We start from the raw sequence: 26518 nt of genomic DNA, 5'->3' as shown, positions 1-26518 counted from the left end.
AAACCGTTTAAGGTTTCTTTTTCGCTCTCGGATGCGCTTGGTCGTAAACCGTTGCCAGATGCTGCAAATCCAGTTTGGTGTAAATCTGTGTGGTGGATAAATTGGCGTGGCCGAGCATTTCTTGCACCGCCCGTAAATCCCCGCTAGATTCTAACACATGCGTTGCGCAGGCGTGCCGCAATCTATGCGGCGACATCTTGGTCGGCAAACCGGCTTTTAAGGTGCGTTCATCCAGTTGTTTTTGGATGGAACGCACCCCCAACCGTTTGCCGAAACGGTTCACGAAAACCGCTTTTTCGTCGGGCTTGGCGTAATCGGCGCGAATCGACAGCCAGTGTTGAATGGCTTTTTGAGCCTGCGCGCCCACCGGGGCATCCCGTTCTTTTTGGCCTTTGCCCAGCACGCGCACCCAACCGTCGTGCAAATTGTCCAGGCCTGGCGATAAATCCATGTCCACCAGTTCGGATACCCGTAACCCGCCGGAATACAACAGTTCAAAAATGGCTTGATCCCGTACATCCTGCCAGGTTTCCAGCGGCTGCTCCATTAACTGGCGGGTCAGGTCCACATCCAGGCTTTTCGGCAATGGCTTGGGTTGTTTCGGCGCTTTGACGCCCTTGGCCGGATTATGACCGACACGCCCTTCTTCCAGCAAGAAATCGTAAAACGAACGCACCGCCGATAACTGACGCGCCAGCGTTCGGGCGGCAATGCCTTGCTCCATGCGAAACGCGACAAACGCTTGAATCACTTCGGTCGAAATATCGCGCCAATCGTTGAAGGCTTCCAAAAACGCCCAGGCCTGGTCATTTTTCAAGGTATGCTCGTCCAACGGTTCTTGCAAAAAATCGCCGCGATAAAACACCAGTAACCCCAATAGGTCACGCTGATAATTGCTCACGGTATGAGCCGACTTATTCAACCGCTGCAGTTGCTTGATAAACTGACTGAAATCACTCAAAATAATGGCCTTCAACAAACAACTCAAAGCTCTATTTTAAATAAAATTCAGCACCATCATACGAGAAAATAATGACATCCACCGTTTCCAGCGCCATAAAAACCCGGCATGCCGCCCGTGCCTTTCTAGACAAACCCGTTGATGACGGGCAAATTTATCAAATTTTGGACTTAGCGCGTTACGCACCTTCTGGTGTTAACACACAGCCTTGGCAGGTTTCAGTCGTTTCCGGTGAAACCAAACAGCGCTTGGAAAGCCGCATGCTCAAAGAGTTTGACGCCGGTATCCGCGGTGAAATGCAATACCAATATTATCCAAAAACCTGGACGGTTCCATACAAGCAGCGCCGAGTCGCGACGGGAAAACAGCTCTACGGCGCCCTTAACATTGCCCGTGAAGACAAGGAAAAACAACGCCAACAATGGGCGGCCAATTATCGCGCCTTTGATGCGCCCGTTGCACTCTTTTTCTGGATGGACGATGTCCTGGAAACCGGTTCCTATTTGGATTACGGAATGTTTTTACAAAACATTATGTTACTGGCCATCGAGCAGGGCCTGGCCACTTGCCCGCAAGGAGCCTTGGGCGAATATCCCGACATTGTTCGGCAAACGCTCAATATGCCGGATGATAAAATTTTAATCGGTGGCATGGCCATCGGCTATGAAGACACGAACCACCCGGTCAATCAGTATCGAACGGAAAGAGAACCGGTTGAAAACTTTACTCAATTCTACGACTAAAATTCAGTAGAATACAGAAAACCATTCACCTGAGGAACGGCGTTAATGGAACACTTAATCACCTTTGCCATCACCATGCTCACCGTGACAAATCCGGCCGGCAACCTGGCCATTTTCGCCGGACTGACCGCCAACCGCACCGAAGCCGAAAAACAAGCCATAGCACGACAAACCGCAATTGCCATTACCGTCATTATGTTGCTTGTCACCTGGGTCGGCAGTTTGCTGTTAAAAGCCTTCGGTGTCACCCCTCCGGGACTGGAAGTAGCGGGCGGTGTCATCATCGCCCTGCTTGGGCTGTCGATGCTGCGCAGCAAAACCGACGCCATGACCCACTCGCCGGAAGAGCATGAAGAAGCACAAACAAAAGATTCCATTGCCGTGGTGCCAATGGCCATTCCGATTATCGCCGGTCCCGGGGCCATTACCACCCTGATTCTGGCGACGCAAAAATTCCCGACCTTCGAAGACCGTTTCATCATTTCTCTGGTCGCCGTGGGCATCGGCTTACTGTTCTGGCTGGTGCTTTACTTTGCCGGCCCCATCAGTCGAAAGTTAGGTGTGACAGGGATGAACATCGTGTCGAAAATCATGGGGATGGTGTTAACGGCGATTGCGTTCCAAATGCTGGCGAACGGCCTTAAAGAATTATTGCCAGGCCTGGCTTAAATTGGGATAGGAAAGGTAACCTTAAACCGGGCGATTCCCCCACTCGACCTCATACACCACCGTGCGGTTGCGCCCGGTGTTTTTGGCGTGATACAAAGCTTTGTCGGCGCGACACAAAGCTTGTTTATAAGGCACACATTCGCCATCCACTTGACTGATGCCGAATGAACAGGTCTGACGGCAATCCCCGAAATCGAGTGTTTGAACCCCTTCCCGAATGCGTTCGATTTTATCCTGAGCGCAATCCGGCGCCATGGCCGGAAAGTAAAAAATGAATTCCTCACCGCCATAGCGCGCAATGACTTCACCCGACTTCAATTCATTCAAGAAAAAACGACTGATCTGTTCCAGCACCTGATCACCCATGTCATGACCGTGCTGATCATTAATACGTTTAAAGTGATCCACGTCCGCCATCACCAGCGCGCCCTTCATATGCCCCTTATCGACCATCAAATCGAACAGCTTGCGGTTCGGCAGATGGGTCAGGTAATCGTACATATTGAACACCATATGAAAGTTCTGACAGAATTCGGTGAGCAGGTCGAAAAAATGCTGGTGAAGTAAAAAGAAACGTTGGTGCCACTGCCCGTCCTGAACCGCACTTTCCAGCTCGGCATGGTGTCGCATCATACGGTCCCGCAACTCACCCAACTTGCGGTATTCTTCGGTTCGTGACAGGCCCAACTGCGCTAACGAATCGTACCATTCGTCAAATGGCACATGGGTCGAATAGGTTCGTAACTCATCGACATTCAAACACACCGAGCGTGACGCCAACCAATTGACATGCGACGCCACCACATTGCGCGCCGCTTCCACTTGCCCGGCTAGACTGTCATAGTGCAACCGGCTGATATGGTGAATCATAGCTTGCCCTTTTTTGAGACACGCACACACCTCCAGAAAACTGGTTTAAAAACAAAAACCTACGTTCATTAGGGTTAAGAAGCTTTATTTAATAAAGCTTCATGGTAAAATTCCTATAGGGTGTTGTGTTATTTTAAAGCCTTGTTCGTAATTATTCTTATTCCAAAGTGTATATTACGCGCAAAAAAACGGATATGCAACTCAAAAAAACGCATTTGTTCTTTAAAACTGGACACGACGCCGAAAAACACTTTTCGACTCGATAGGTTACGCGACTAATGGATGGCCACGTGCAGACCATAGGCCATTATTCAGGCCTGAAAAACATAGCCAGGGATTTTGCTTTGCGTTTAAAAGAGTTGATTGCCTTCCAGAGCGTGCGTTCATTTGCACGCAGTTGTCAATTATCGGAAACGGCGTTGCGAAAATACCTCAATGGCGAATCCACTCCGAACCTGGAACGTTTGATTGCCATCGCCAATCAATCCGGTGTCACGGTGGAATGGCTCGCCACCGGAAAAGGCGAAAAATACCCGCCGCAAAATGTCGCTGAACCAGAAGGGAGCTATCAAACATCCCCGCAACTGCACGAAATCGAACGCATCGTCCTCAACAAGCTTATCGCCAACACCGAAAAACGCCTCAACAACATTCAAGAAATCGCCTCCCACAGCCAAAGCCCAGCCATATGGGAAGCCAGCATCGAAATGGAACAAAACACTCTGTCCGATCTCAAAGCCGAACTGAGACGTCTTTAAAACGAAATGAACTCGATACGTTAGAGACAAAAAAACGCCCAGGCCTGGGCGTTTTGACAAGAAACATGAAACGAATTGAGCAGACGAACGAAGCGTTAAAAACCGTGTTTAAAACAGTCTCTGCAAACGTGCCGTCACCATCTGCCCCATCACTTTCAGAAAATAGGTGCCTAATTCGGGGCTGAAACGATCGGTGGTGGCGCCCAATGCCAGTGCGCCCCAAACACGATCCCGCCCCAGCGGAATCACACACACCGATTGCATCGGCTGGTCGGTATGAAACAATCCGCGCTGCCAGGTATCTTCCAATAATCCGCACACCGGCTTATTGGGCTGCAAAGTCTCTTTCAACGAATTCGACCAGGCCTGGGAGAAACCGAGTTGATGCAAGCCGTTGACGATTTGCTTGGGCACATCCCAGGAAATCATCGTGACTTCTTCCACCTCGAACAATTCATGCATGACACGATACACTTCGTCCACCGCCGCCTGCTCGGTTTCCGTCGCCATCAGCGCATAGGAAAAATCGTACACTTTATGCAGCAACACGCCGTTTTCACCGGCGATGTCTTTGAGGGTATCCACCTCCACCTGTAGTGAATCGCGCTGTTCCCGCAACTGAAATACCTGGCGTTCCAACAGCGACACTTCCTGTCCGCTCTTGGGGTGCGGAATGCTCAACTCATTCAGCAGATTGGGAAAAACATGAAAGAACTCTCGGTTACGGTTCAGATAATTTGCGACATCTTCCGCATGAATGTCGTTTAACAGACTCGACACAAGTGTAATGTCCTAAATAAAATGATCATTTCAGAAGCTCCTCAAATTTTTCAAGTCAAGGCGCAGTTTGCAGGCAATGGCATTCCCTTGTCAAGAACTGCAACGCAGAATTGGGAAATTTGAGGGCTTCCCTTCGGGCGAGCCAAGAAAACGCCCTCTGCGTTGTTACCTCCCTTGCAAAGGGCGGGCCATTTACAGCGGGATGTGCCTAGCAGACGACATTTTCTTGACTCGCTGATAGGCATTTTATTTAGGGCATTACACTCGCCCTGGCACTCCTCTTTTAATTTCACCTTCAAACACAAACACCGCCGGTCCGGTCATCCACACCGGACTCTCCGGGTTGCCATCCCACTCCACCAGCAAGTCGCCACCCGGTAATGAAATCGTCACCGCATCGCCGACTTCTTCCAAGCGACGCAACACTACCATGGCCGCACAGGCACCGGTACCGCAAGCCAACGTTTCCGCCGCGCCACGTTCATATACCCGCAGTTTGATGTGCGCATCGTCCACCCGCTCGGCAAAACCGACATTGACACGCTCCGGAAACAAAGGGTGCGATTCGATTTTCTCACCCAAAACCGCCACCGGCGCGGACACCACATCGGTGACACGCAACACCGCATGGGGGTTGCCCATCGACACCGCGCCGATTTCAAAGCGGTCGCCATCCACTTCCAACTCATACTGTTCCGATTCCACCGGAATATCGAACGGCAAGGTTTCCGGCAAAAAATTCGGCGCGCCCATATTAACGCGCACCCAGCCATCGTCGGTAATGTACAACACAATCAGACCGGACGCGGTTTCCACTTGAATTTCAGTTTTGTCCGTCAAACCTTTGTCGTACACAAAACGCGCAAAGCAGCGCGCGCCATTGCCACACTGTTGTACTTCCGAACCGTCGGCATTGAAAATGCGGTAACGAAAATCCACGCCTGGCGTGCTGGCCGGTTCCACCATCAACAGTTGGTCGAACCCCACACCGAAATGCCGATTGGCCCAAAAACGGATTTCGTCGGCTGTCAGTTCGATGGTGTCGCGCGTTGCATCAATGACCATAAAGTCATTGCCCAAACCGTGCATTTTTGAGAATCGTAAGGAATTAGTCATGGTATTTGGTCGTGTCCGGCCTCATTCGTTTATCAATCATGGCATCAATTCCTTTATAATAAACGAATTCCATGAACATCAGCAATTCGGAATCGCCTCCGAATGCCAAACAAACCGAAGGAAACCCGCTTAAGATGATGACACCCAAGGAAATTGTCCACGCACTCGATCACCACATTGTCGGTCAGTCCGAAGCCAAAAAATCGGTGGCCATCGCCCTGCGAAATCGCTGGCGCCGCGCGCAATTACCGGAAGAACTTCGTCAGGAAGTCACACCTAAAAACATTTTGATGATCGGGCCGACCGGGGTCGGGAAAACCGAAATCGCCCGCCGTCTGGCCAAACTCGCCAACGCCCCCTTCATCAAAGTCGAAGCCACCAAGTACACCGAAGTCGGCTACGTGGGACGCGAAGTCGATTCCATCATCAAGGATCTGGCAGAAAATGCCATCAAGCTACACCGTGAACAAGCGGTGAAAGACGTGCAACGCAAAGCCGAAGACCTGGCCGAAGAGCGCATCCTCGATATTTTGTTGCCACCGGCGCGCGGCCATGAAGATGAAAGCTACGACAATATGTCCGAGACCCGCCAGAAGTTCCGAAAACGCCTACGCGAAGGCGATTTGGACGACAAGGAAATTGAAATCGACCTGAACGCTGCGCCGGCGCATGTGGAAATCATGGGCGCGCCCGGCATGGAAGAAATGACCAATCAGCTCCAGGAAATGTTCCAGGGGCTGAACCAGGGCAAAAAACAAAAACGCAAACTGCCGATCAAACAGGCGATGAAACATCTGACCGAAGAAGAAGCCCAGCGCCTGATCGACCAGGAAGATATGAAAGCCAAAGCCATCGAAAACGTCGAACAGAATGGCATCGTGTTTATCGACGAAATCGACAAGGTCGCCAAACGTCAGGAAGCTTCCGGCGGCGACGTCTCCCGTGAAGGCGTGCAGCGCGACCTGCTTCCGTTGATTGAAGGCTCCACCGTTTCCACCAAATACGGCATGATTAAAACCGACCACATTCTGTTCATCGCTTCCGGCGCCTTCCACTTGTCGAAACCGTCGGATTTGATTCCCGAACTGCAAGGCCGCTTGCCGATTCGCGTCGAGCTGAAATCCCTCAAAGTGGAAGATTTCATCCGCATTCTGACCGAACCGAAAGCCGCCCTGACCACGCAGGCGATCGCCCTGTTGCAAACCGAAGGGGTCAATATCGAGTTCACCGACGACGGCATTCAACGCCTGGCGGAAATTGCTTACCATGTTAACGAAAGCACCGAAAACATTGGCGCGCGACGTTTGCATACCGTTATGGAGCATCTGCTGGAAGAGGTCTCTTTCAGCGCGCCGGACAACGACGGACAAAAAATCGTCATCGACCAGGCCTTCGTCAACGAACGGCTTGGCGATTTGTCACAAGACCAGGACTTGTCGCAATACATTCTGTAACGCGATTGACCGGCAGGGAAACAGACGATGGCAACTCCAACAGACATTAAACTGCAACAGAAATCACGGCAACTGGTGGTGACGTTCGACACCGGCGAGGTGTTTGAACTGCCCTGCGAATACCTGCGGGTGTATTCGCAGTCGGCCGAAGTCACCGGCCACGCGCCGGGCCAAGAGGTTTTGCAAGTCGGCAAGCGTAACGTCAACATCGAAGGCATTACCCCGGTGGGGAATTATGGTGTTAAACTGCACTTCGACGACGGCCACGACACCGGTATTTATACTTGGGAACGCTTGTACGAACTCGGCCAGCATTACGACGACTACTGGCAGGATTATCTGCAACGTTTGCAGAAAGCCGGCCACAAACACCCGGACATGCCGCCGACCGATTTAAGCGAACTGCTGTAACCCAACAACCCGGCCGCAACGTAAACCGATTAAACAGCACTAGGACAAGATGATGAGCGCACACACCGAGAAAAAAACCATCGATTTCGGCTTCACCGAAGTGCCATTGGACGAGAAAGTCAAAAAGGTCAAAGGGGTGTTTGACTCCGTCGCCGGTAATTATGACATTATGAACGACGTCATGTCGCTCGGCATCCACCGCCTATGGAAGCGCCACACCATCGAACTCAGCGGCATTCGCCCGGGGCAAGCCGTTTTGGACTTAGCCGGCGGCACCGGCGACCTGACCAAAGCCTTCGCCAAACGCGTCGGAAAAACCGGCCGTGTGGTACTGGCGGACATCAACGAAAGCATGGTGCGCGTCGGCCGTGACCGTCTGACCAATGACGGCATCATCGGCAATGTCGATTACACCATCACCAACGCCGAGGCTTTGACCTACCCGGACAATACGTTCGATTTGGTCACCATCTCTTTTGGCTTGCGCAACGTCACCAACAAAGACAAAGCCCTGGCCGAAATCTGCCGCGTGCTGAAACCGGGCGGCCAGTTAATGGTGTTGGAATTCTCCAAAGTCACCCAACCGATGCTGGCGAAGGCCTATGATTTCTATTCCTTCAACATCCTGCCGAAAATGGGCAAATTCATCGCCGACGACGAAGCCAGTTATCAATATCTGGCCGAATCCATCCGCATGCACCCGGATCAGGAAACCCTCAAACAAATGATGCTGGACGCCGGATTCGACAAGGTGGAATACATCAATATGTCGAACGGCATTGTCGCCCTACACCGCGGCTGGAAATACTGAACGCGCCCGAAAAGGAAAGGCATCGAAATGGACAACCGACACGACGAATCACTCACTGAAAAATCACCAGGCCTGGTCAAAACCGCGCTTTCCAAACTGTTTGAAACATTGTTGAATCAAGCGGTTCAGCTTGATGACATGCAAGGCCAAGCCCTTGCGCCGTGTGACGAGAAGGTTGTTCAACTCACCTTCACCGACCTGGGCCAGACCTTTTTCCTGATTTACCAAATCGATGCCGATAACCAAGGCGCCTTCTCGGTACAAAACCACCTGATGGGCGCGCCGGACACGCACATTCAACTCACCAGCCTCGACTGGATTGCCCGCCAACCGAACTACGACGCCAGCGGTGACGAAACCCTAGCCGCCGACTTCATTCAAGGCGTGTACACCCTGAATATCGATTGGGAAGAACAACTTTCGAAAATCACCGGTGACATGGTGGCGTTCAAAGTCGGCAGCACCGTTCGAGAAGGCCGAAAAACCGTTGAAAGCGCCAAGCGTAAAGCCGGCCATACGCTGCGGGAATATCTGCAATTCGAAATCGAACTCCTACCGACAGGCCCGCAGGTTCAACGCTTCAAACGCGATGTACAACAAACAACCCAGGCTGTTGACGCCCTCGAAAAACGACTTCAAGCTTTAAGTGACGCCCTTTCATGAATTTCATCCAACGCCCTTGGCGTCAATTGACGCGCATTATTAAAATCAACCGAGTCCTGACCCATTACCAAATCGACAAAATGGTGCTCAGCCACAGCAAATATGCCTGGTTATTGCTGCTGAACAAACTCCTGCCGTGGAACTGGCGCCCTGCCTCGAAGGGCTCGCGCGGCGAACGCATCCGTTTAGCGCTGGAAGAACTCGGCCCGATTTTCATCAAATTGGGCCAGGCGCTTTCCACCCGCAAGGATTTGCTGCCGGAAGACATCGGTACCGAACTGCGCAAATTACAAGACGACTGCCCGCCTTTCGACGAACAGCACTCCATTGCCATCATTGAACGCGGTTTGAAACGCTCCATTGAAGAGGCTTACGCCAGTTTCGATCCCAAACCGATGGCCTCGGCTTCCATCGCACAAGTGCATGCCGCGAGCCTATACGACGGTACCGAAGTGGTCGTCAAGGTGGTGCGTCCGGACATTAAACCGGTGATTGAGCAGGATGTGGCCATTATGAAATCCCTCGCCGGTTTACTGGAAGCGGCGGTCAAAGAAACCAAACGCCTGCACCCGGTGGAAGTGGTTGAAGAATTCGAGAAAACCATTCTCGACGAACTGGACATGATGCGCGAAGCCTCCAATGCCTCGCAACTGCGCCGTAACTTCGAAAACTCCGACCTCCTCTATGTGCCGGAAATCTACTGGTCACACACCAACGACAATGTCATGACCATGGAACGCATCCGCGGCATCCGCATTTCCGAAGTCGACCAACTGATTGAAGCCGGAATCGACCTGACCGACTTGTCCGCCAAAGGCGTCACCATCTTTTTCACCCAGGTGTTCAAACACAATTTCTTCCACGCCGACATGCACCCGGGCAATATTTTCGTCTTGCCGGACGGCCGTTATGCCGCCATCGATTTCGGCATCATGGGCACCTTAAACCCGGAAGATCAACGTTATTTGGCCGAAAACTTCCTGGCGTTCTTCAACCGCGATTACCTACGGGTGTCGGAACTGCACATCGAGTCGGAATGGGTGCCGGCGGATACCCGCGTCAACGAACTGGAATCGGCGATTCGTTCGGTCTGCGAACCGATTTGGGACCGTCCCTTAAAAGAAATTTCTTTCGGTTTGTTCCTGATGCGCCTGTTCCAAACCGCGCGGCGCTTTGGCATGGAAGTGCAACCGCAATTGGTGCTGTTACAGAAAACCCTGTTGAACATTGAGGGCTTAGGGCGTCAATTGGACGATGAACTCGACCTGTGGGACACCGCCAAACCGTTTCTGGAAGACTGGATGCAAGAGCGCGTCGGTTTGAAAAGCCTGGTCAAAAACACCAAAGCCAACCTGCCCTACTGGATTGAGCAAGCCCCACATTTGCCAGGCCTGCTGCATAACGGCCTGCAAAAACTGTCACAAGCCGATTTCAACCAGTCGTCCAAACAGATTGAACAACTGGAACAGCAACTGGCCAAACAAAGCAAAGCACAACGCAACCGCTTTATCGGCGCCCTCTTGTTGATTCCTGCAGTTTTCCCGGCCGTCTTGGCGCAATTCGGATGGTTGAACCCGGCTTGGCTGCCTTGGTTACAAACCTTATTCGGTTTGACAGGACTCTACCTGATTTTGAAAAAGACCTAAGCCGCCGGCGCACGACATAGCGCATAAAGCTATTCTTAACGGAGGACACACGATGTTTCACCTGCAACAGCACAACACCACTGTCCGCACCGAGTTCATCGCCGGGCTCACTACCTTTCTGACCATGCTCTACATCGTGCCGGTGAATGGTTACATCCTCAGCGCCGCCGGTTTGCCGATGGAAGCCGTCATCACCGCCACCGCGCTCATCACCATTCTCGCCACCTTAATGAACGGCCTTTGGTCCAACACACCGATTGCCATGAGTGTAGGCATGGGACTGAATGCCTATTTCGCCTATGGCCTGGTACTGGGGATGCAAATTCCCTGGCAAACCGCGTTGGGTGTGGTGTTTTTGTCCGGTGTTCTGTTCATCATTCTGTCATTCACGCCTTTCCGTGCCTGGATCATGTATTCGATTCCGATTGATTTGCGGCGCGCCATCAGCGCCGGTATCGGTGGATTCATCGCCTTTATCGGTTTGGAACAGATGGGCGTCATCGCCAACAGCGACGCGACCTTAGTCACACTGGGCGACTTTTCCTCCCCGACGGTGCTGCTGGGCATTTTCGGTTTTTTCGTGGCGTTGGTGTTGTACGCCTATAAAGTCACCGGTGCCTTTGTGTTTTCCATTGTCATCACGTCAATTGTCGGCTGGACTGTCGGCTTGGCGGAAGTGCCGAAAACCTTATTCAGCTGGCCGGCGTCGATTGAACCCATCGCGTTTGAGCTGGACATCGTTTCGGCGTTTTCGTTGTCGTTATTGCCGGTGATACTGATTTTTCTCATCACCACCATGTTCGACACGCTTGGCAGCTTGACCGGCATCGGCACTCGCGCCCACCTGTTTCAGGAACAAACCAAAAACGACGCCTCATTGGAAAAAACCTTGAAAACCGATGCGATTGCCACCGCAGGCAGCAGCTTGCTCGGCGTCACGCCGATTGCCGCTTTTATCGAATCCGCCGCCGGGGTGGAACAAGGCGGGCGCACCGGGTTGACCGCCGTCGTCACCGCCGGGCTGTTTGTTTTGACGCTCTTTATGCTGCCGTTGTTTCAGGCCTTGCCGGAAAACGCCATCTATCCGATTCTGGTGATTGTGGGGATTCTCATGTTCGGCGAATTACGCAAAGTCGCCTTCCAGGAACAGGATCTGGCGACCAATGCCGCCATCTTTCTGATTGTTCTGCTGATGCCCTTGACCTACTCCATCACCACCGGAATTGCCGCCGGTTTTCTGGTGTATGTGGCACTGAAATTGGTGAAACGGGAGTTCGCCGATTTGAACCTCGGCATTTTCATTATCGCCTTGATCAGCGGCTTGACGTTCGTTCTGTAACCGAAACCTCTTACATCAAAAACGCCCAGGCCTGGGCGTTTTTCAAGCTTTGAGCCACTGGAAAAAACCGTGCAGAAAGCGCGTGGTGGCGGGCATGAAATGACTGCCGTGATGAAAGAATGGGTCCAGAGAGGTCACCAACACGCTTCCGCCCTGAAAATGATCGCCCACCCAAAGCACCGCTTGCCCGGTCTCTTTATGCACCAGCAACGGCGTGGCGGTTTCCGGCGGGTTCAACAGGCCGTGGTAATGCCATGTCATATCCGCCAAAGACAAATATTGCCAAATCGAATGGTCGGGGTTTGCCACTTCCAAATCGAATTCGCCGTCCGGCTCCAGCCACCACCAGTAATTCAGCGGTACTGCTTCCTGTTCGATGCCCGGCATCCACGTCTGCGGTTCGGTTTCACCCATAATCATCAAGGTCTTGCCCTGTGCCAGGAAGGCTTGCAGCTTGTCGGCATTGCGGCGTAATTGTTCCGGATGACTTCGGCAGGTCACGATCAGCACATCCAAATCGTCCAAGCTGGTCTCGGCCAATTCGGGTAGGTATATGGTTCGATCAATATATTGATTGAACGGCGGTTGATGCAAGGCCACGTAATGGTATGAGGTGCCACCGTCGAGTGCGCCGATTTTCATTGTTCAACCTCCTGAATCCAATCCAATAATTGACGGAACAATTGGGTGTTTTCCGCCATCGACTCACGATTGGTCCATAAATCGTTTCCACCGTGCATAAAGAGTTTGCCATCCCCGTAAGTCCATTCCCAATCCACCGGATAAGCGCCTTGCCCCATGGTGTTCAGAATGCGGCTGCCGGGCGGCGCCGGATTCGCACCCCGCCCCCAAAAACCGGCGACGCCTTTACGGCAATTAAAGGATGTCGCCTCAAATCCGGCGAACACCGGATGGGGTTCATGCAGTTGTACCGCAAAATCCTCAAGCGTCGGAGACGGCATCGGCGTAAAGCGTTGCAATTCCGGTAAAAACGGATAGGCGATATGGCCTTGAAATACGAAACAGCCACCTTGCTTCATAAAATCGGCGATACGGTCCGACAAGGTCTGCAACCAACGCTGGTCGCTGTGCATGGAAACGATGACGCCACTGTAATTGTGCCACTCGATGTCCGCCAAACCGTACTGGTCCACGACCACCACGCGCTCCTTGAACTCGGGTTGTCCCCAAAACGCCTGCCCCTGATTGGGCAGGCTCATGACATATAAAATCGGTTTCATGCAGGTTTCTCCGCACCGAACACCGGCACCACGGTTTCGACACGGCCTTCTCCGTAGTCGAGCGTGGTGCGGTGAATCGGCATGTTATACAGTTCCGACAAGACGTGGTCTTGCATCAAGTCACTGACTGGGCCGAAGCGATAGGCTTCGGTATCGAACATCAACAACACCTGATCCGCCAGATACAAGGCATGCTGTGGATAATGGGTGGTGAATAAAATCGTCAAGCGGCGTTCTTTGGCCATCCGTTTCAAGGTTTGCAGCACCTTGTCCTGATTGTGAAAATCCAAGGCCGAAGCCGGTTCATCCAACGCAATGATGTCACACTCCGAGACAATGGCTCGCGCAATCAAAACCAACTGACGCTCACCGCCCGACAATTGGCTGAACGATCGCTCGGTGAAGTCGTCAATTTCCAGCTCCTGCAACACTTGATGCGCCATTTGGTAATCTTCCCGGCTGGGCGACGCGAAAAACCCGATATGACGGGCTCGGCCCATCACGACAACATCCAGCACCCGATATTCAAACATCATATCGGTGCTTTGCGGCACGTAACCGATTTCACCGGATACCGACACCTGCCCTTCCGACAAGGATTGCAACCCGATAATGGATTTCAGCAGACTGGTTTTGCCCCGGCCGTTCGGCCCGAGAATCGCCACGATTTCACCCGGATCGATTTCAAAGCTGTGGCGCCGGAACACCCAGTTTTTCTGACCGTAGTAGAAACCGGCATTATCCAATTTAAGCATTGCGCCAACCTCCCGCCTGCGTTTTTCGCAGCAGCCAAACAAAGAGCGGCGCCCCCACCAACGCGGTCAATACACCGAGCGGAATTTCTGAGGTGGTCGCGCTGCGTGCCAAGGTATCGATAATCACCAAATAGCCCGCACCAATGATGGCGGATGCCGGAATCAACAAACGATGATCCGCCCCGACCAACATTCGAGCGAAATGCGGCACCACCAAACCGACCCAACCAATGACGCCCGCCACCGCGACCGTTGCCGAGGCAATCAAGGCCACCATAATCAAAATCAGCCAACGAGCTTTTTCCACTTTCACGCCCAGCGCCTGCGCTTCTTCATTTCCGAGCGACAGGATATTAATGCGATAGCGCATCCCGAAAATCACCAGAGAACCGATTAAGGTCGGTACCAATACAATCCACACCCTGTCATAGTTGGCCGAGGCAAAACTGCCCAACAGCCAATAGACGATGGCCGGCAATCGGTCCTCCGGATCGGCCAGGTAGGTGATCAGCGACACTAAGGCGCTGAAAAACGCGCCCGTGACCACACCGGACAGCACCAGCAAGAGCATCGGGCTTTGCCCGCCGACCCGGCTGATGAACGACACAATCACCATCGCCGCCAAACCGAACACAAAGGACAGCAAAACCGTCATCACACTGCTGTCGAACAGCCAAATCGCCAAGGCGCCTCCAAAGGCCGCGCCGGAGGACACCCCGATAATGTCCGGGCCAACCAACGGGTTTCGGAAAACGCCTTGTAAACTGGCCCCGGCCACTGCCAGACCGGCACCGACCACCACGGCCATCAAAATACGCGGGCCGCGCACCAGCTCCACGACACGCTCTTGAACCGCACTCCAGGAACCGTCCATCGGCCAAAGGTTATCCAGTAAAATCGCCGGAATCTGATGAAACGGCACCGATAACCGTCCCACGCCCAAGGAAACCATCATCAACACGAGGCAGGCGAACAACAACAGCCACATCAGCAGGGTTTGACGACGGTGTTTTTCCACCCAACTCATGGCGTACTCCCTTCATAGCCCACACTGCCCGCATTGACGTCGGCATGGAGGATGTCGACGATGTCGGCGTCCGTCAGTTCGTAATCGTATAACCGTCGATAGGCCTGTTTCATTTCCGCTCGCAAGTCATAATCGGCCACGTCCGGCTGCAAGATATTCGCCAGCCACATCCACATTAACGGCGATTCCTGGCCCGGTGGATCCCAGCGCGCTCCACCCATTGGCATTTTATACACCCGCTTATGAATGGCGGCCGAGGTGGCCGATAAAATCGGGTGCTGGTAGATGTCCTGCGGGGTTAAATCGCTTTCAAAGTTGTTGAGTAGAATCACTTCCGGGTCCCAAACCAAGACCTGCTCGACATTGACTTCTTTAAAATTGCCGCCGGTCACGACATTTTGCCCCCCGGCCAAGCCAATGGAGAAGTCGTTATAACTGGCCGGACCCGCTACCCGTTTCTGCGACTGAAACCGCAAAAAATACAAGGTTCTCGGCTTGGATTTCGACGGCACAGACGCCATTTTGGCCGACACATCCTGACGCACATCCGCGCGCCATTTCAATAAAGAGGTCACCCGCTCCTGCTGACCAAAGGCCTCTCCCATCATCTCAAACCAGCGAATGACATCGTCTTCTTTGCCATAGTTCATCAAGGCCACATTCAAACCGGAATTTTCCAGCGGTGCCACCACATCTTCCCCCATGGAGCCCCACTGAAACACCAAGTCCGGCTGCTGCTGCAAAATCGTTTCCACATTCGGCATAAAGCCTTGCCCGACCGCATCGGTCGGGAGCGCCAGACTCTTCGGGAACATTTTTCCCATCAGGCTTTCTTCAATCGCCGCTTTGGCCGACGGGTGAATCGCCGTCAACCGCTGCGCATTCCGGTCAACCGAAATCGCCATCCCCGCACCGGGAATCGGAATCATCACCACTTTTTGCGCCGGATGCTCCAAGACAATTTCGCGCTGTTGCTGATCGGTAAACACAACCGGCTCCGCCTGTGCCGACAGGGCCAACATGCTCAGCCACGCGCCCCATAAAAATCGCCCGACACCGGACGTGGCCGGAGCCCCAAAATGAAACATTTTTAATTTCCCTACAAAAAATATAATTGATATTGGTTATCAATTGCAATACTATTATCAATTCTTTCGATAATATAACAAGGTTTTTCTATCATGGCAAAACAAAAATGGACAGCCGCCAGTGCGATTTTGGCGACTTCTGCCCTATTTTCACCAGGCCTGCTGGCCGCTGAGGACACAAAACAGACAACGGAAAAATCGTCCACCGTGATTCCGAGCGTCAAGGTCTCAGCCAACCGGAGCGAGCAAACGCTGGAAAGCGTGACCAAGTCAGTTTCGGTGGTGGACAATGAAGCCATTCAGACGCGCCAAGCCACGAACCTGACTACCCTGATGAATGAATTGCCGGGCGTTTCCATGGCGCCGGACGGCATGTTGTCCGGCCAAATCGTGATTCGCGGTTTCAGCACCCAGAATTTCCGTGCCCCACTGTTCATCAACGGTGACCGTTTCCGTGGCCGAAACACCTTGGAATATTTATTATTGGACCCGAATCAGGTTGAACGCGTTGAAGTCATTCGCGGCCCGGCGTCTTCCCTTTACGGAACCGACTCCTTCGGCGGTGTCATCAACGTCACCACCAAACGTGCGGAAGGCGACGTGATGGCGCCATTTAAATTGACCAACTCCTTGGTCGACATGGAATACCAAAGTGTCAACAACGGTTATGCCGGACGCTTGCAACTGGCCGGTGCCGGAGACGGTTTCGATGTCTTGCTGGGATTGAATGCGCGTAACGCCGAAGATTACGAGTCGCCGGAAGGAACCATTCCGAACTCCGACTACAACGTACAAAACTACGACGCCCGTATCGGTTACACCTTCACAGAAGGCCAACGTGTTGAAGTGATTGCCAAGTCGGCGGACGTCACACGCGGCCGTGCCGGCGGACAATTCGCCGCACCGGGCGCCGGTAACGAACCCGGGCAACTGCAACGTGAAATGCGCGAAGATCCGATGCGCGAAGATTATGTCTCTTTGGGCTATAAAGGCGAATTCGATAACGCCTGGGTGGAATCGGTGGAAGCCTCTTTATACCGCCGCGAACTGTACACACATGTCCACGTTGTTCCGAACACCAATAACCCATCGACCTATGTTGACAGCTACGTCAACGGTCCGGTGACCTATGGCGGACGTTTGATTGCCGTAGCACCTTGGTCATCGGCGCCTGTGGTGTCGACCTACGGTTTGGATTGGTATGACGAGCGCCGTGACTCATCAGAGCAACGCGTCAAAGGCGGTCCGAAAAAGAAAACCAGCCCGAAATCCTACCAACAGAATGTTGGGGTCTTCATGCTACAGGAGTGGGATACCACCGACCGTTTGACCTTATCGGGCAGTTTGCGTTATGACTATGTGAAAACCGGCCTGGACACCGATTACATCACCGACCCGACGACCAAAGCCTTGTTCGACGATGCCGGCGACACCGAAAACACCCAGCCAACCGGCGGCATCGGCGCGATTTACATGCTGAACTCGAACTTTGACTTGGTCGGGAACGTCAACACCTCTTTCCGAGCGCCGTCAACGACCGAGGTGTCCGCCGTGGGCACGGGCGTGTACTCCGACTTCCGCATTCCGAATCCGGACATCAAACCGGAAACCGGTATCACCTATGAAATCGGGACACGCTTCCACAGCCGAACCGTACGCGCCAATCTGACCGCGTTCCGCAGTGACTTCGACAACCTGATTACCACGGCCGATACCACCTACAACGGTAACCCGGCCAAGCAAATCCAGAACGTCGGTAAAGCCACCATCAATGGGGTGGAGTTTGACATCACCTGGAAACCGACTCGCGAAGTCACCGCCATGACCAACATCAGCTGGATTGAAGGACGTGACACCGTCAGCAACGAACCGTTACCGCAAATCATGCCGCTGAACGGTTTCGCCAGCTTGCGCTACGATGCGGCCAGTCAGTACCAATATTACTTTGAAGGCACCACCGAATGGGCAACCGACAACGACGTGGTCGACAAATCCATCGAACGCGAACGCGCCGGTTACATGGTGTTCAACTTCTACACGGGTGTGAATCCGGGGATTTTCTTCGGACAGTACTTCAAAGACACCGACTTGCGATTCGGCATCGAAAACATCTTTGATGTCAGCTACTCCATGCCGACCGTACCGGAAAACATCAACTATCCGAAAAGTAAGACCAATCCGCTGATTCAGCCGGGACGTAACTTCAAGGTCGGCTTGACCATCGGATTCTAATGCCATTTTCAGTGCCGGTTATCCGGCACTTTTCATTTTAAGAGAGACAATTATGTTAGACACGGTCATCATTCAAGATCGAAACGATGTGTTCCACATCACCTTTGACGACATTCGAAAATACCACGGGCTGGCCAATATCGCCGGCGCCGCCATCGGCTTCAAGGCGATACAGGCTGCCGCATCGATCCTCACGTCCGATGCGCCTCTGCCGAGAGAACCGCTTTCCATCCTCACCGGCCATCCCGGCCCCGGCGTCAAAGACGCCATTGAGTTTTTGACGCGGGCACCGACGCAAGGCGCTTACTTTGTCGACCGAAACATTGCCGACGCACGCTGGAACCCTTACGCCAACCTGTCGTTCAGTTTTTTCATTACACTGGAAGAACAAACCGCAGCGGTTTATTTGAAGGACAAGGTCTTGCCAGACCGTTTTTTCGAATTGATGAAAGAAGCGTCTCAGACAACCGCGCCGGAAGTGCATGCAGCGCTGGACGCCCTGAAACAAGAATTATCGGAAGAGTTGGTCGGCCAAACCAGCGAACAATTGTTCGATATTCAGCTTCGATAAAAAACGCCCAGGCCTGGGCGGATTCGGTATTGTCCGTTTAACGCGGACGGTAATGCGGCTCACTCAACAACGGCACCGCAAACTCCACGTCGCGGTCGCGGTCCAAGGTTTCAATCAACTTGTCGTAAGAGACTTGCGGCTTCACATCAAACACCGCCGTGAACCGGTTGGGCAGCGGCGTCACCATCTTGAAACCATAGCGTTCGGCGATTTGGCCAATATGTTCTTCACGGTAGGTTTTAATCAGAAACACGCCGTTCACCACCGCATTCGAACCACTGCGACGATTCAGCAACACCGGCACAAACTCATAGGTCGTCGTGCCCACCGTTTGCGCTTTAGGCCCGCAATGATCCACATCAAACCAGTCTTTTGAGGCTTGATAAATAAACCAACCGCCATTGCGCTCGATGAAAGACGCCTCAACCGATTTCGGCATGTCCTCGGGCGCTGTCAGGGAACCGAAACGCTTCGGTTTGGCCTGATAATCCGGCCCCGCCATCTGCGCCACCAACTGACACGCTTGAGTGAAAGCCTGAGCATTTGGAACCATAATAACAATTGCCATTGCTACCCACCATTTTTGCATTTTCCACTCCTTACATTATTATTGATGGCCATACAGAGTAAACTGGAAATCATCTAATTGGCCTTCTCCAGCATGGTAAATTCGATTGTTGGTTCCATTATCCACATCAATAACCTTCAGAGTCCATTCTCCAGTAGCCGGTTCCCCGTAAAATGCATTGGACGTTAACAGAATGCCTTTCATATCATGCCCTGATTGATAAGCGTTGAAAGGTGTCAATAAAATGGAACGTGTTCCAACTGGCGACGTTAACTCAATCAAATAATCACTCGGATCGATATTCGGATAAGCGCCATAGCTTGTCGCCGAAATATTCAACTTTAAACGAACACTTTCAACAATCATGTTGGATGTTACATTTTGTTTTCTAACAAGGCCTAATCCATTACCGCTTGGTATTGTATTCTCCGAAGCAAACATTTGGTTTGGAAAGGTTTCAACAATCAAATTCGGCAAATGAGTTTGAGAGGATTTCCAATCCATCGCCATTTGAACAGCCTCTTGGACATTCACCGCTCCAAAACCATACGCGTTGCTAAAATCAAAACCAGCCATATTTCGAACCCAACCTTGTTCGATGACGACCTGAGCACCACCTAAACTTATGACATTATCTTCCAAATCTGGATCTATTTGGCGCGCAGTGGCCGCCAGAATATGCTTAACATCTCGCCAGGTCAAATCTGGATTCGCTTCCAACAACAAAGCCACAACACCACTTACAATCGGCACAGCAGAAGAGGTTCCATTAAAGCTGGAATAATAATTACACGACTCATTTCCCGAGTTAACGGCTCCACGATTAAAAGGCGTACTGGCAGCAAACGTTTGACTATACCCCACACTGCAACCACTTTGGTCCGTAGTCATTAAAGCTGGCGCATCAAAACCATATTCACCTCCAGGAGCCGATAGCCATATCGCGGAACCAGTATTGCTGTAAGAAGAACGAACACCATGAGCGTTAAAGGCACCAACAACTAATTGGTAGGGTGAATTGTTTTCCGTCTCTTGATTCAGGTTATAGCACGTAACGCCATATTCATTCGCTATACGGCACCAATCTGGAGAAAAATTACTCTCCTTTGGCATTTCATGATACTCATTGCCGCCCGCTTTAATATACACCGCTCCTTTACCATTACGTAAATACTCCGTTCCCCACGCCATGGCTTCCATCACTGCAACGATTTGTGCTCCAGCGGAGGTCGGATAAGAGTCATCTAAGCGCGGCACTACCACCGGGTTAGAACCATAACTTTTATTAAAAATACTTACCGTTCCATTTTCCAACCCTAAAAAACCGTCAGCAGCTTCCTGATAACCAAGAGAGGCTAATTCCTCAGCTAAATCTTGATTCGAGGCAATTAAATTAAACCCACGCAGAGAAGCATGTGGCGCTACGCCCCATATCCCTATCGCATTACCGCCGCGTCCGGCCGCCAAACCGGCCACACTGGTACCATGATCGCCATCCGTCACCGTAGACGTTGGATCATTCGTGCCATCTAAAAAATTATAAGAACCATCCTCCACCACATTCGCAGCTAAATCTTCATGTCGGATTTCCAAGCCGGTATCGACAATCGCGATTTCAACACCATTTCCTTTGTAACCTTTGGCGTAATTTTCAGGGCTCAAAAAGGTGCTGCTAAACGCTTGGATATCTTCACCGGCCACGCCGCCGAACCCCGTGGAGGTCAAGGCGGATTGCCCGACATTATTCAAATACCATTGCTCATTGATGAACGCATCGTTAATGGCGGCGTCTTCCGGTTGAACCACCTCACTGCTGGAGCCGCTCCCTCCGCCACCGCCACAGCCCGTCAAAAATCCGACCAGACCTGCCACGACCACTAACCGAAACCCTACGCGATTCTTCATTACCAACGCCCCGTTTGATCCGACTCCGCCAGTACCGGACTTTTCACCGGTAACACCATACTCACCCAATCGGGCATACGCTCTGCCGACTCCGCTTCTATTTTCAATTGCGAGCGATAAGTGCGGTTCGGGTTCAATTCCGTTTTTCCGGAAAGCTGCCAACCATCACCATCGCCTGTTAGACGAAAACGTAACTGTTTTTGTACTATGGAAGGATGAATGTTTAATGACGGCACCCTGGCTCCCAACAATTGCAAATTTCGGATGACAACATCCCCGTTGATCGCTTTCGGCCAGGCCTGGCGGTTTAGGGCGATTTCAGCCGCCACCTTATTCAAGACAATCTCACCACCGGCATCCACCAACAAAGGCCCCACTTTCGGCACCACGCCGGCAAAATCCGCAACGCCTAGACGACCCGACAAAGCATCCAGCGTCAATTGCTCTCCATCCCAAAGCACCGTGGCGGAAACCGACCGTTTCACCGGCACCCAAACCACATCCAAACCGACCTGCCCGGAAAATAAGGCCGACGGTCGCCAGGCCCACTGCCAATTTCCAAGCGCCAACGCTTCATTGCCCTGGCGCCAACTCAGTTGGGCAGAGCCTTGCCACCAAACGCCGTCCAAGTCCGTTACCTGAAGATTGGGCGGCACAGCCCGTGTCGCATGCACCTGTTGCCACACCCAGCCAGCGGGCAAATGCCAGAGAAAAGACACCGCCAATACCACCATGAAAACGTCGATGAACAAAATGCGCTTCACGACGCCACCTCAAACTCGGCCTTGGCTTGAATCAACCCGGGTTTCAATGGCTTCACATCAAGTGCTTTAACCATCACCCCTTCCTGTTCCATTTCCGACAACCAGGCGAAAAAATGTGGCGCTTTGACCGAATCGAAACGCACTTCGATACCGGCACGATTGCGTTTATTGATTGGCGCGATTTCCGACAGTTGCGAAAAAATCTGATGGGCACGCAGTTTCTGTTGCACATAAGCCGTCAAACGTGACTGCGAATCCAGCAACACCGTGGCCGGAGTGGCCGGTTGATTTTCCAGTTTCGGCACCTGAGCATTCAACCATTGCCACTCCGATTGCGCACGGTCCAAACGATTTTGCGCTTTGTCCAGCCCGCCGGACACCGGCGACCAAACCAAAAAGTAAATGAAGGCCAACCCGACAACCGCTCCCAACCATTGAATGGATTTTCGATCCCGCTCCGATAAATTCCGCCAGGCCTGCAACCAGGCTGGGGGCAAACGATCCAACCACCACTGGTTAACGCGCGCGAACATAAATCACTCCTTCGGTTTTATCCGGGGCGGCATGCGACAATTTAAATTCGGCTTGAAAGCGCTGATTCAAATCCTCCGCCAATTGTTGCAGGGTCGCCGATTGCTTGGCCGACACCGTTAATTGCAATTGTCGGTTTTGCCAACGCAGGGACTGCAAACGCATGGCTTGCTTATCCAGTAGCGGTCTCACCTTGGATTCGACGGACCGTAACAGAGAGGCAAAGTCCGCCGTGTCAGATTCATCGGCGGCGCGATTTAAACGCACTTTGGTTTGCGCCCGGATATTCACCACCCGTTTAACATCGGGAAAAAGTTGTTTGAACAGCGCCAGGGTTTGGCGTTCATAGGCTGCCGCTTGCAAGTTCAAGCGCTGCGTTTTCAATACGGTATCGGTCAGCAAGACGGCGAAAATCGCCACCAACAAGACCATCGGCCATTTCCAGGTTTGCCAGACTCGCCCGCTATCGCTCGCCATACGGAATTCGCCCTGACGCAGGCTGAAAGGCTTGAGACTCGCCCAGTCCGGTTCTGGAAGACTTGACAGGGTTTCCTGTTGCAAGTCGGGCTGCTGCTCGCGTGCCAATGCCCAAACTTGCTCCAACCAAGCGGCCTCACCGGCCAAGCCGGAATAAACCCCGTTTCGCACCAAGCGACGCGACTGGCGCTCATCTTGCCAAATCAACCAGGCCTGGGCGTTTTCGGTTAAATCCAGTGTCTCGCCTTGCGCTGGCAGACGAAAACAATCCGGCACCAAAGCTGCGTTGGCCAGGCCGTTGGCTTCCAGTTCGTCCAGCCAACGACGCATGCGGTCTTTTTCAACCACGGCGACTTGTGTCCAGCCGGCTCGTTCACCGCTGTTTTCACGATGCAAAACGGCAAAATGTAAGGTTTCCACAGGCTGTGCCAAACGCTCTTCCAGCACATACGGCAGTGCTTGCATCCAATCCGCCGTTCGCTTTCCTGGCACTAGGGCATCCAAAAACAGCACCTGTTCGGTCGGCACCCAGACCCATTGCACCGAAGACGCGTCTTGCATCGCCTCGAGCTGGCCGTCCAGATTCATCATGGCTTGACGCGTATCAGTCATCGGCGACATCCACCCAACGTTGTACTAAATTCACGTACGAAGTTCCTTTTCGATAAAACAAGGCCGCCGTATGCCACTGCGAGGCACCGTAAGCGGCCAACCCTTTCAGTAAAAAATAATCCGTCTGCACGGTAATCAAATCATCGGGTAAATCTTCATTGACCCGCTCTTGCGAAACGCCCTGCGCGACGCAAAACTCCCGAAAAACCGCGGTATCGTCCGCAGGCAGCGTCTTTCGCTGTACCGCCCAGGCCGTCGCCATTTCCGGCGTCATCCAATCCGCCAGCGCCTGTAACACCAATTCCGGCGCTGTATTGATATTGATCGGCGTTGATGACGGCAAGGCCGCCAACTCCGGCTTGACCCGCTCAATTACCTCTGCGGTCACGCCTTTCAACAAGCCCAGTTCTTCCACCAACACCATCTTTTGGTTGGCGGTTCGATAAGGCGGTTGTTTCAGCAAATAAAAATCGGATTCGGCGCCGTTTTGCGTCAAATTATTATCGGCATCCACCCAATCGATCACCACCGCCGCCAAACTCGGGTCCAGCTCTTTGAGCTGAAAGTAACGTTCGAAAACACTTTGCCACTTTCTTCGTAACGTTTCGTCGGTTTCCTGCAAATTATTCAGGTTCAGCAAGCCTTGCTGATCCAACAATTGCCCGGACACCTCGCCGCCCTCAAACGGCACCGGCATCAGTGGCTGCGCCCATTCTTCCTGAAGATGGTCGGTCTGATTGGCGCGCGCATCCAACAACAGTCCTTTTTTCACCCAGGATTCCAACCCCCAGGTCACCGCCGCGGCTTGGGTTTGATGCAACATATTCATACTGCGCTGCACCGCCAATCCTTGCCGGTAAATCAATTCGGCCGCGACAATCGCAATCAACGCCACCACGATCATCACCGTCAGCAGCGCAAACCCTTTTTGCGGCCGTGCATGTTCAACGCCACGGGCCATCATTCAGACGCCCCCGGCAAACCATCCACGCCCGAAAACAGGCGGCGTATTTGCCCCATGTCTTCCAGCGTCAAGGTCACTTCGATTAACCTCGGCAAATCGGTCAACGGCTGATCCGCTTCCGGCCAGATTTCCTGCCACTGATTATCGGCATTCAAAACCCGAACCTCGAAACGCGCCACATCGGACAACACCGGCAGGCGCTCTACTTCCGAATCCGGTGCGCGATCGATCACCGGCCAAACCTGGCGGTATAAAACCCCGTCTTCCAGCACATAACCGATTCTGGCCAGGCCTGCGATACCGTAAGGGGACGGATAGACCGCAATCCGCGTCATTTCCGCGCCGTAATCATAACTTAATTGAAACGCCGGCAAGGGCGACCCCAACACGTCCTGAACCGTACGCGGTGCCATTTGAGTAAAATCTTGCTCCATCCACCAAAGCGTTCTTTGCACGGCTTCAAAGCGTTCGACCGATTCATCGGTATTTTCTTTAATCAGCACGCCTTGATGGATGGCTTGGTAGGACAACACCGCAATCACCGAGGCGATGGCCACCGCAATCAACAGTTCGATTAAGGTGAAGCCAGCTTGTTTCTCTACGGACGCCGACAAATCAACCGCCTCCCAGAATCGAATATAACCGCACCGTCGGCTGCTTTTCCGCCGGGGCGGTCACCGCCACTTCCACCTTTTGAATGCCGTCAATCAACGTATCGGACGTCGTGAACTCGGTTTGCCAATCCTGGCTCAGTGCCGTTTCCTGCGCACGGTTTTCCATTTGAGCACCCGGCAAGCGTTGTAACTCCAATAAACGGTTTTCCGCCACCCAAGTGGCAATCACCCGCTCCTGCAATTGGCTTTGCTGAAACACATATTGACCTAACCCACGCGTGAGCGCCGTTAACGCCAACGCCGCAATCACCAACGCGACCATGACTTCAATCAAGGTAAAACCGCGTTGTGTCCGACGAGCCTGAAAACTGTTTTTATCGTTCATGACGGTCCGATTCCTCAAATTGTCCTATGGCGTTCCAACGCAGAGTTCGTTGAGTCTTTCCCAGCGTAAACTGCAATTCACCACCGAGCATTTCGCCGCTGGGCCAGCACAACCAGCCCGGTTTCGGTAGCGTCTGTTGCAATGGCGTGGCATCATTAATCTGCCAATCCACCGTCAACCCATCCAGCCAAACCAATTCCCGTGCATTGGGCGGTGTTGACCATGCCTGTTTCACTTGCCTGGCAAACGTCATGCCGGTCTGCGTCGGCATCATGACATAAATGTGCTGATCAAACGTAGCACGGTCACACACCGACTGCATCCACCCCTTCACAGCACCGATCTGTTGCCGAACCTTCGATGATTCGCTCGGCTGAATGGAAATCACCACCGCCGTGAGCAGAATGGCCACAATGACCACCACCACCATCAACTCAATCAGAGTAAACCCTTTTTGTTCCCCTTTTTGATGCCCTTGGGCCTTCGAGTCCTCTATGCGACCTTTGAACAAAAACCGCCAGGCCTGGTCATAATCGCTAAAGGAACGGAGCCGAGGTCGCAAC

29 protein-coding genes are annotated in these 26518 nt (G+C 52.7%); 11 read left to right on the top strand and 18 right to left on the bottom strand.

Annotated elements, in window-relative coordinates; all coding sequences use genetic code 11:
* Positions 1 to 7 precede the first annotated feature (7 nt).
* Entirely contained in the window at positions 8 to 961 is a 954-nt protein-coding gene (locus tag EPV75_RS02685; protein ID WP_128384376.1) for a tyrosine recombinase XerC, read from the bottom strand.
* Positions 962 to 1032: 71 nt separating this feature from the next.
* On the opposite strand from EPV75_RS02685, the gene EPV75_RS02680 reads away from it, so the two are divergent.
* Together EPV75_RS02680 and EPV75_RS02675 are read left to right on the top strand one after the other, a co-directional pair.
* The gene (locus EPV75_RS02680; protein WP_128384375.1) at positions 1033 to 1704 is read left to right on the top strand and encodes a nitroreductase; all 672 of its coding nucleotides are present in this window, start codon (positions 1033 to 1035) and stop codon (positions 1702 to 1704) included.
* Between the two features lie 45 nt (positions 1705 to 1749).
* Positions 1750 to 2373, top strand: a complete 624-nt coding sequence (locus EPV75_RS02675; RefSeq protein ID WP_128384374.1) for a MarC family protein — start codon at positions 1750 to 1752, stop codon at positions 2371 to 2373.
* 21 nt (positions 2374 to 2394) lie between these two features.
* On the opposite strand, the gene EPV75_RS02670 is transcribed toward EPV75_RS02675, so the two are convergent.
* On the bottom strand, positions 2395 to 3243 hold the full coding sequence (locus EPV75_RS02670) for a GGDEF domain-containing protein (protein ID WP_128384373.1): 849 nt from the start codon (positions 3241 to 3243) through the stop codon (positions 2395 to 2397).
* Positions 3244 to 3533: 290 nt separating this feature from the next.
* Between EPV75_RS02670 and EPV75_RS02665 the strand changes: the two genes are divergently transcribed.
* Positions 3534 to 4001, top strand: coding sequence for a helix-turn-helix domain-containing protein (locus EPV75_RS02665; RefSeq protein WP_192894021.1), 468 nt, complete (start codon positions 3534 to 3536; stop codon positions 3999 to 4001).
* A 108-nt stretch (positions 4002 to 4109) separates the two neighbouring features.
* Here EPV75_RS02665 and EPV75_RS02660 read toward each other — a convergent pair whose 3' ends face one another.
* Positions 4110 to 4781, bottom strand: a complete 672-nt coding sequence (locus EPV75_RS02660; protein WP_068647433.1) for a DUF484 family protein — start codon at positions 4779 to 4781, stop codon at positions 4110 to 4112.
* 258 nt (positions 4782 to 5039) lie between these two features.
* A complete protein-coding gene (gene dapF / locus EPV75_RS02655; RefSeq protein ID WP_128384371.1) occupies positions 5040 to 5897 on the bottom strand; it encodes a diaminopimelate epimerase in 858 nt (285 codons plus the stop codon).
* A gap of 134 nt (positions 5898 to 6031) precedes the next feature.
* On the opposite strand from dapF, the gene hslU reads away from it, so the two are divergent.
* The 6 genes from hslU to EPV75_RS02625 are packed head-to-tail and all read left to right on the top strand — an operon-like array spanning position 6032 to position 12221.
* Positions 6032 to 7351 (top strand): ATP-dependent protease ATPase subunit HslU, encoded by a 1320-nt coding sequence (hslU, locus tag EPV75_RS02650; protein WP_128385611.1) that lies wholly within the window; start codon positions 6032 to 6034, stop codon positions 7349 to 7351.
* 27 nt (positions 7352 to 7378) lie between these two features.
* The gene (locus EPV75_RS02645) at positions 7379 to 7762 is read left to right on the top strand and encodes a gamma-butyrobetaine hydroxylase-like domain-containing protein (RefSeq protein WP_128384370.1); all 384 of its coding nucleotides are present in this window, start codon (positions 7379 to 7381) and stop codon (positions 7760 to 7762) included.
* 52 nt (positions 7763 to 7814) lie between these two features.
* Positions 7815 to 8573, top strand: a complete 759-nt coding sequence (gene ubiE / locus EPV75_RS02640; RefSeq protein WP_449768858.1) for a bifunctional demethylmenaquinone methyltransferase/2-methoxy-6-polyprenyl-1,4-benzoquinol methylase UbiE — start codon at positions 7815 to 7817, stop codon at positions 8571 to 8573.
* A gap of 27 nt (positions 8574 to 8600) precedes the next feature.
* Positions 8601 to 9236, top strand: a complete 636-nt coding sequence (locus EPV75_RS02635; protein ID WP_128384368.1) for a ubiquinone biosynthesis accessory factor UbiJ — start codon at positions 8601 to 8603, stop codon at positions 9234 to 9236.
* Positions 9233 to 10882 (top strand): ubiquinone biosynthesis regulatory protein kinase UbiB, encoded by a 1650-nt coding sequence (gene ubiB, locus EPV75_RS02630; RefSeq protein ID WP_128384367.1) that lies wholly within the window; start codon positions 9233 to 9235, stop codon positions 10880 to 10882. The genes EPV75_RS02635 and ubiB overlap by 4 nt, the downstream gene beginning before the upstream one ends.
* Before the next feature lie 52 nt (positions 10883 to 10934).
* Positions 10935 to 12221, top strand: a complete 1287-nt coding sequence (locus EPV75_RS02625) for an NCS2 family permease (RefSeq protein ID WP_128384366.1) — start codon at positions 10935 to 10937, stop codon at positions 12219 to 12221.
* A gap of 42 nt (positions 12222 to 12263) precedes the next feature.
* Here the strand turns inward: EPV75_RS02625 and EPV75_RS02620 are convergent, their stop codons facing one another.
* Genes EPV75_RS02620 through EPV75_RS02600 form a run of 5 tightly spaced genes read right to left on the bottom strand, consistent with a single transcriptional unit; the run spans position 12264 to position 16332 of the window.
* Positions 12264 to 12863, bottom strand: coding sequence for a hypothetical protein (locus EPV75_RS02620; protein ID WP_128384365.1), 600 nt, complete (start codon positions 12861 to 12863; stop codon positions 12264 to 12266).
* Complete coding sequence (locus EPV75_RS02615) at positions 12860 to 13462, bottom strand: hypothetical protein (protein ID WP_128384364.1); 603 nt, start codon at positions 13460 to 13462, stop codon at positions 12860 to 12862. The genes EPV75_RS02620 and EPV75_RS02615 overlap by 4 nt, the downstream gene beginning before the upstream one ends.
* A complete protein-coding gene (locus EPV75_RS02610; RefSeq protein ID WP_128384363.1) occupies positions 13459 to 14217 on the bottom strand; it encodes an ABC transporter ATP-binding protein in 759 nt (252 codons plus the stop codon). The genes EPV75_RS02615 and EPV75_RS02610 overlap by 4 nt, the downstream gene beginning before the upstream one ends.
* Entirely contained in the window at positions 14210 to 15244 is a 1035-nt protein-coding gene (locus tag EPV75_RS02605) for a FecCD family ABC transporter permease (RefSeq protein ID WP_128384362.1), read from the bottom strand. Before EPV75_RS02605 ends, EPV75_RS02610 begins: the two co-directional genes overlap by 8 nt.
* Positions 15241 to 16332, bottom strand: a complete 1092-nt coding sequence (locus EPV75_RS02600; protein ID WP_128384361.1) for an ABC transporter substrate-binding protein — start codon at positions 16330 to 16332, stop codon at positions 15241 to 15243. Before EPV75_RS02600 ends, EPV75_RS02605 begins: the two co-directional genes overlap by 4 nt.
* 93 nt (positions 16333 to 16425) lie before the next feature.
* Between EPV75_RS02600 and EPV75_RS02595 the strand changes: the two genes are divergently transcribed.
* Entirely contained in the window at positions 16426 to 18564 is a 2139-nt protein-coding gene (locus tag EPV75_RS02595; RefSeq protein WP_128384360.1) for a TonB-dependent receptor plug domain-containing protein, read from the top strand.
* Positions 18565 to 18616: 52 nt separating this feature from the next.
* Positions 18617 to 19135 carry a hypothetical protein gene (locus EPV75_RS02590; RefSeq protein WP_128384359.1) on the top strand — a complete coding sequence of 173 codons (519 nt, stop codon included), beginning with the start codon at positions 18617 to 18619 and terminating at the stop codon, positions 19133 to 19135.
* Between the two features lie 37 nt (positions 19136 to 19172).
* Here the strand turns inward: EPV75_RS02590 and EPV75_RS02585 are convergent, their stop codons facing one another.
* The 9 genes from EPV75_RS02585 to EPV75_RS02545 are packed head-to-tail and all read right to left on the bottom strand — an operon-like array spanning position 19173 to position 26517.
* Positions 19173 to 19703, bottom strand: coding sequence for a hypothetical protein (locus EPV75_RS02585; protein WP_128384358.1), 531 nt, complete (start codon positions 19701 to 19703; stop codon positions 19173 to 19175).
* A gap of 39 nt (positions 19704 to 19742) precedes the next feature.
* Complete coding sequence (locus tag EPV75_RS02580) at positions 19743 to 21608, bottom strand: S8 family serine peptidase (protein ID WP_128384357.1); 1866 nt, start codon at positions 21606 to 21608, stop codon at positions 19743 to 19745.
* On the bottom strand, positions 21608 to 22372 hold the full coding sequence (gene gspN / locus EPV75_RS02575) for a type II secretion system protein N (RefSeq protein ID WP_128384356.1): 765 nt from the start codon (positions 22370 to 22372) through the stop codon (positions 21608 to 21610). Before gspN ends, EPV75_RS02580 begins: the two co-directional genes overlap by 1 nt.
* On the bottom strand, positions 22369 to 22905 hold the full coding sequence (gene gspM, locus EPV75_RS02570) for a type II secretion system protein GspM (protein WP_128384355.1): 537 nt from the start codon (positions 22903 to 22905) through the stop codon (positions 22369 to 22371). Before gspM ends, gspN begins: the two co-directional genes overlap by 4 nt.
* Positions 22889 to 23992, bottom strand: a complete 1104-nt coding sequence (gene gspL, locus EPV75_RS02565) for a type II secretion system protein GspL (protein WP_192894020.1) — start codon at positions 23990 to 23992, stop codon at positions 22889 to 22891. Before gspL ends, gspM begins: the two co-directional genes overlap by 17 nt.
* Positions 23985 to 24956, bottom strand: a complete 972-nt coding sequence (gene gspK / locus EPV75_RS02560; protein ID WP_128384353.1) for a type II secretion system minor pseudopilin GspK — start codon at positions 24954 to 24956, stop codon at positions 23985 to 23987. Before gspK ends, gspL begins: the two co-directional genes overlap by 8 nt.
* On the bottom strand, positions 24953 to 25570 hold the full coding sequence (gspJ, locus tag EPV75_RS02555; RefSeq protein WP_128384352.1) for a type II secretion system minor pseudopilin GspJ: 618 nt from the start codon (positions 25568 to 25570) through the stop codon (positions 24953 to 24955). The genes gspK and gspJ overlap by 4 nt, the downstream gene beginning before the upstream one ends.
* Position 25571: 1 nt before the next feature.
* Positions 25572 to 25955, bottom strand: coding sequence for a type II secretion system minor pseudopilin GspI (gspI, locus tag EPV75_RS02550; protein ID WP_128384351.1), 384 nt, complete (start codon positions 25953 to 25955; stop codon positions 25572 to 25574).
* Complete coding sequence (locus EPV75_RS02545; protein ID WP_128384350.1) at positions 25945 to 26517, bottom strand: prepilin-type N-terminal cleavage/methylation domain-containing protein; 573 nt, start codon at positions 26515 to 26517, stop codon at positions 25945 to 25947. The genes gspI and EPV75_RS02545 overlap by 11 nt, the downstream gene beginning before the upstream one ends.
* Position 26518 lies beyond the last annotated feature (1 nt).

Origin of the sequence: Hydrogenovibrio thermophilus, assembly GCF_004028275.1 — a bacterium.
GTDB classification, from domain to species: Bacteria; Pseudomonadota; Gammaproteobacteria; order Thiomicrospirales; family Thiomicrospiraceae; genus Hydrogenovibrio; species Hydrogenovibrio thermophilus.
The sequence above is the reverse complement of the archived record's forward strand: the minus strand, read 5'-3'. Positions and strand labels throughout refer to the sequence as shown.

Coding starts and splice junctions, on each gene's coding strand:
- EPV75_RS02680 (WP_128384375.1), top strand. CDS start 1,033: ATGACATCCACCGTTTCCAGCGCCATAAAAACCCGGCATGCCGCCCGT.
- EPV75_RS02675 (WP_128384374.1), top strand. CDS start 1,750: ATGGAACACTTAATCACCTTTGCCATCACCATGCTCACCGTGACAAAT.
- EPV75_RS02670 (WP_128384373.1), bottom strand. CDS start 3,243: ATGATTCACCATATCAGCCGGTTGCACTATGACAGTCTAGCCGGGCAA.
- dapF (WP_128384371.1), bottom strand. CDS start 5,897: ATGACTAATTCCTTACGATTCTCAAAAATGCACGGTTTGGGCAATGAC.
- hslU (WP_128385611.1), top strand. CDS start 6,032: ATGATGACACCCAAGGAAATTGTCCACGCACTCGATCACCACATTGTC.
- EPV75_RS02645 (WP_128384370.1), top strand. CDS start 7,379: ATGGCAACTCCAACAGACATTAAACTGCAACAGAAATCACGGCAACTG.
- ubiE (WP_449768858.1), top strand. CDS start 7,815: ATGAGCGCACACACCGAGAAAAAAACCATCGATTTCGGCTTCACCGAA.
- EPV75_RS02635 (WP_128384368.1), top strand. CDS start 8,601: ATGGACAACCGACACGACGAATCACTCACTGAAAAATCACCAGGCCTG.
- ubiB (WP_128384367.1), top strand. CDS start 9,233: ATGAATTTCATCCAACGCCCTTGGCGTCAATTGACGCGCATTATTAAA.
- EPV75_RS02625 (WP_128384366.1), top strand. CDS start 10,935: ATGTTTCACCTGCAACAGCACAACACCACTGTCCGCACCGAGTTCATC.
- EPV75_RS02620 (WP_128384365.1), bottom strand. CDS start 12,863: ATGAAAATCGGCGCACTCGACGGTGGCACCTCATACCATTACGTGGCC.
- EPV75_RS02615 (WP_128384364.1), bottom strand. CDS start 13,462: ATGAAACCGATTTTATATGTCATGAGCCTGCCCAATCAGGGGCAGGCG.
- EPV75_RS02610 (WP_128384363.1), bottom strand. CDS start 14,217: ATGCTTAAATTGGATAATGCCGGTTTCTACTACGGTCAGAAAAACTGG.
- EPV75_RS02605 (WP_128384362.1), bottom strand. CDS start 15,244: ATGAGTTGGGTGGAAAAACACCGTCGTCAAACCCTGCTGATGTGGCTG.
- EPV75_RS02600 (WP_128384361.1), bottom strand. CDS start 16,332: ATGTTTCATTTTGGGGCTCCGGCCACGTCCGGTGTCGGGCGATTTTTA.
- EPV75_RS02595 (WP_128384360.1), top strand. CDS start 16,426: ATGGCAAAACAAAAATGGACAGCCGCCAGTGCGATTTTGGCGACTTCT.
- EPV75_RS02590 (WP_128384359.1), top strand. CDS start 18,617: ATGTTAGACACGGTCATCATTCAAGATCGAAACGATGTGTTCCACATC.
- EPV75_RS02585 (WP_128384358.1), bottom strand. CDS start 19,703: ATGGCAATTGTTATTATGGTTCCAAATGCTCAGGCTTTCACTCAAGCG.
- EPV75_RS02580 (WP_128384357.1), bottom strand. CDS start 21,608: ATGAAGAATCGCGTAGGGTTTCGGTTAGTGGTCGTGGCAGGTCTGGTC.
- gspM (WP_128384355.1), bottom strand. CDS start 22,905: ATGTTCGCGCGCGTTAACCAGTGGTGGTTGGATCGTTTGCCCCCAGCC.
- gspL (WP_192894020.1), bottom strand. CDS start 23,992: ATGACTGATACGCGTCAAGCCATGATGAATCTGGACGGCCAGCTCGAG.
- gspK (WP_128384353.1), bottom strand. CDS start 24,956: ATGATGGCCCGTGGCGTTGAACATGCACGGCCGCAAAAAGGGTTTGCG.
- gspI (WP_128384351.1), bottom strand. CDS start 25,955: ATGAACGATAAAAACAGTTTTCAGGCTCGTCGGACACAACGCGGTTTT.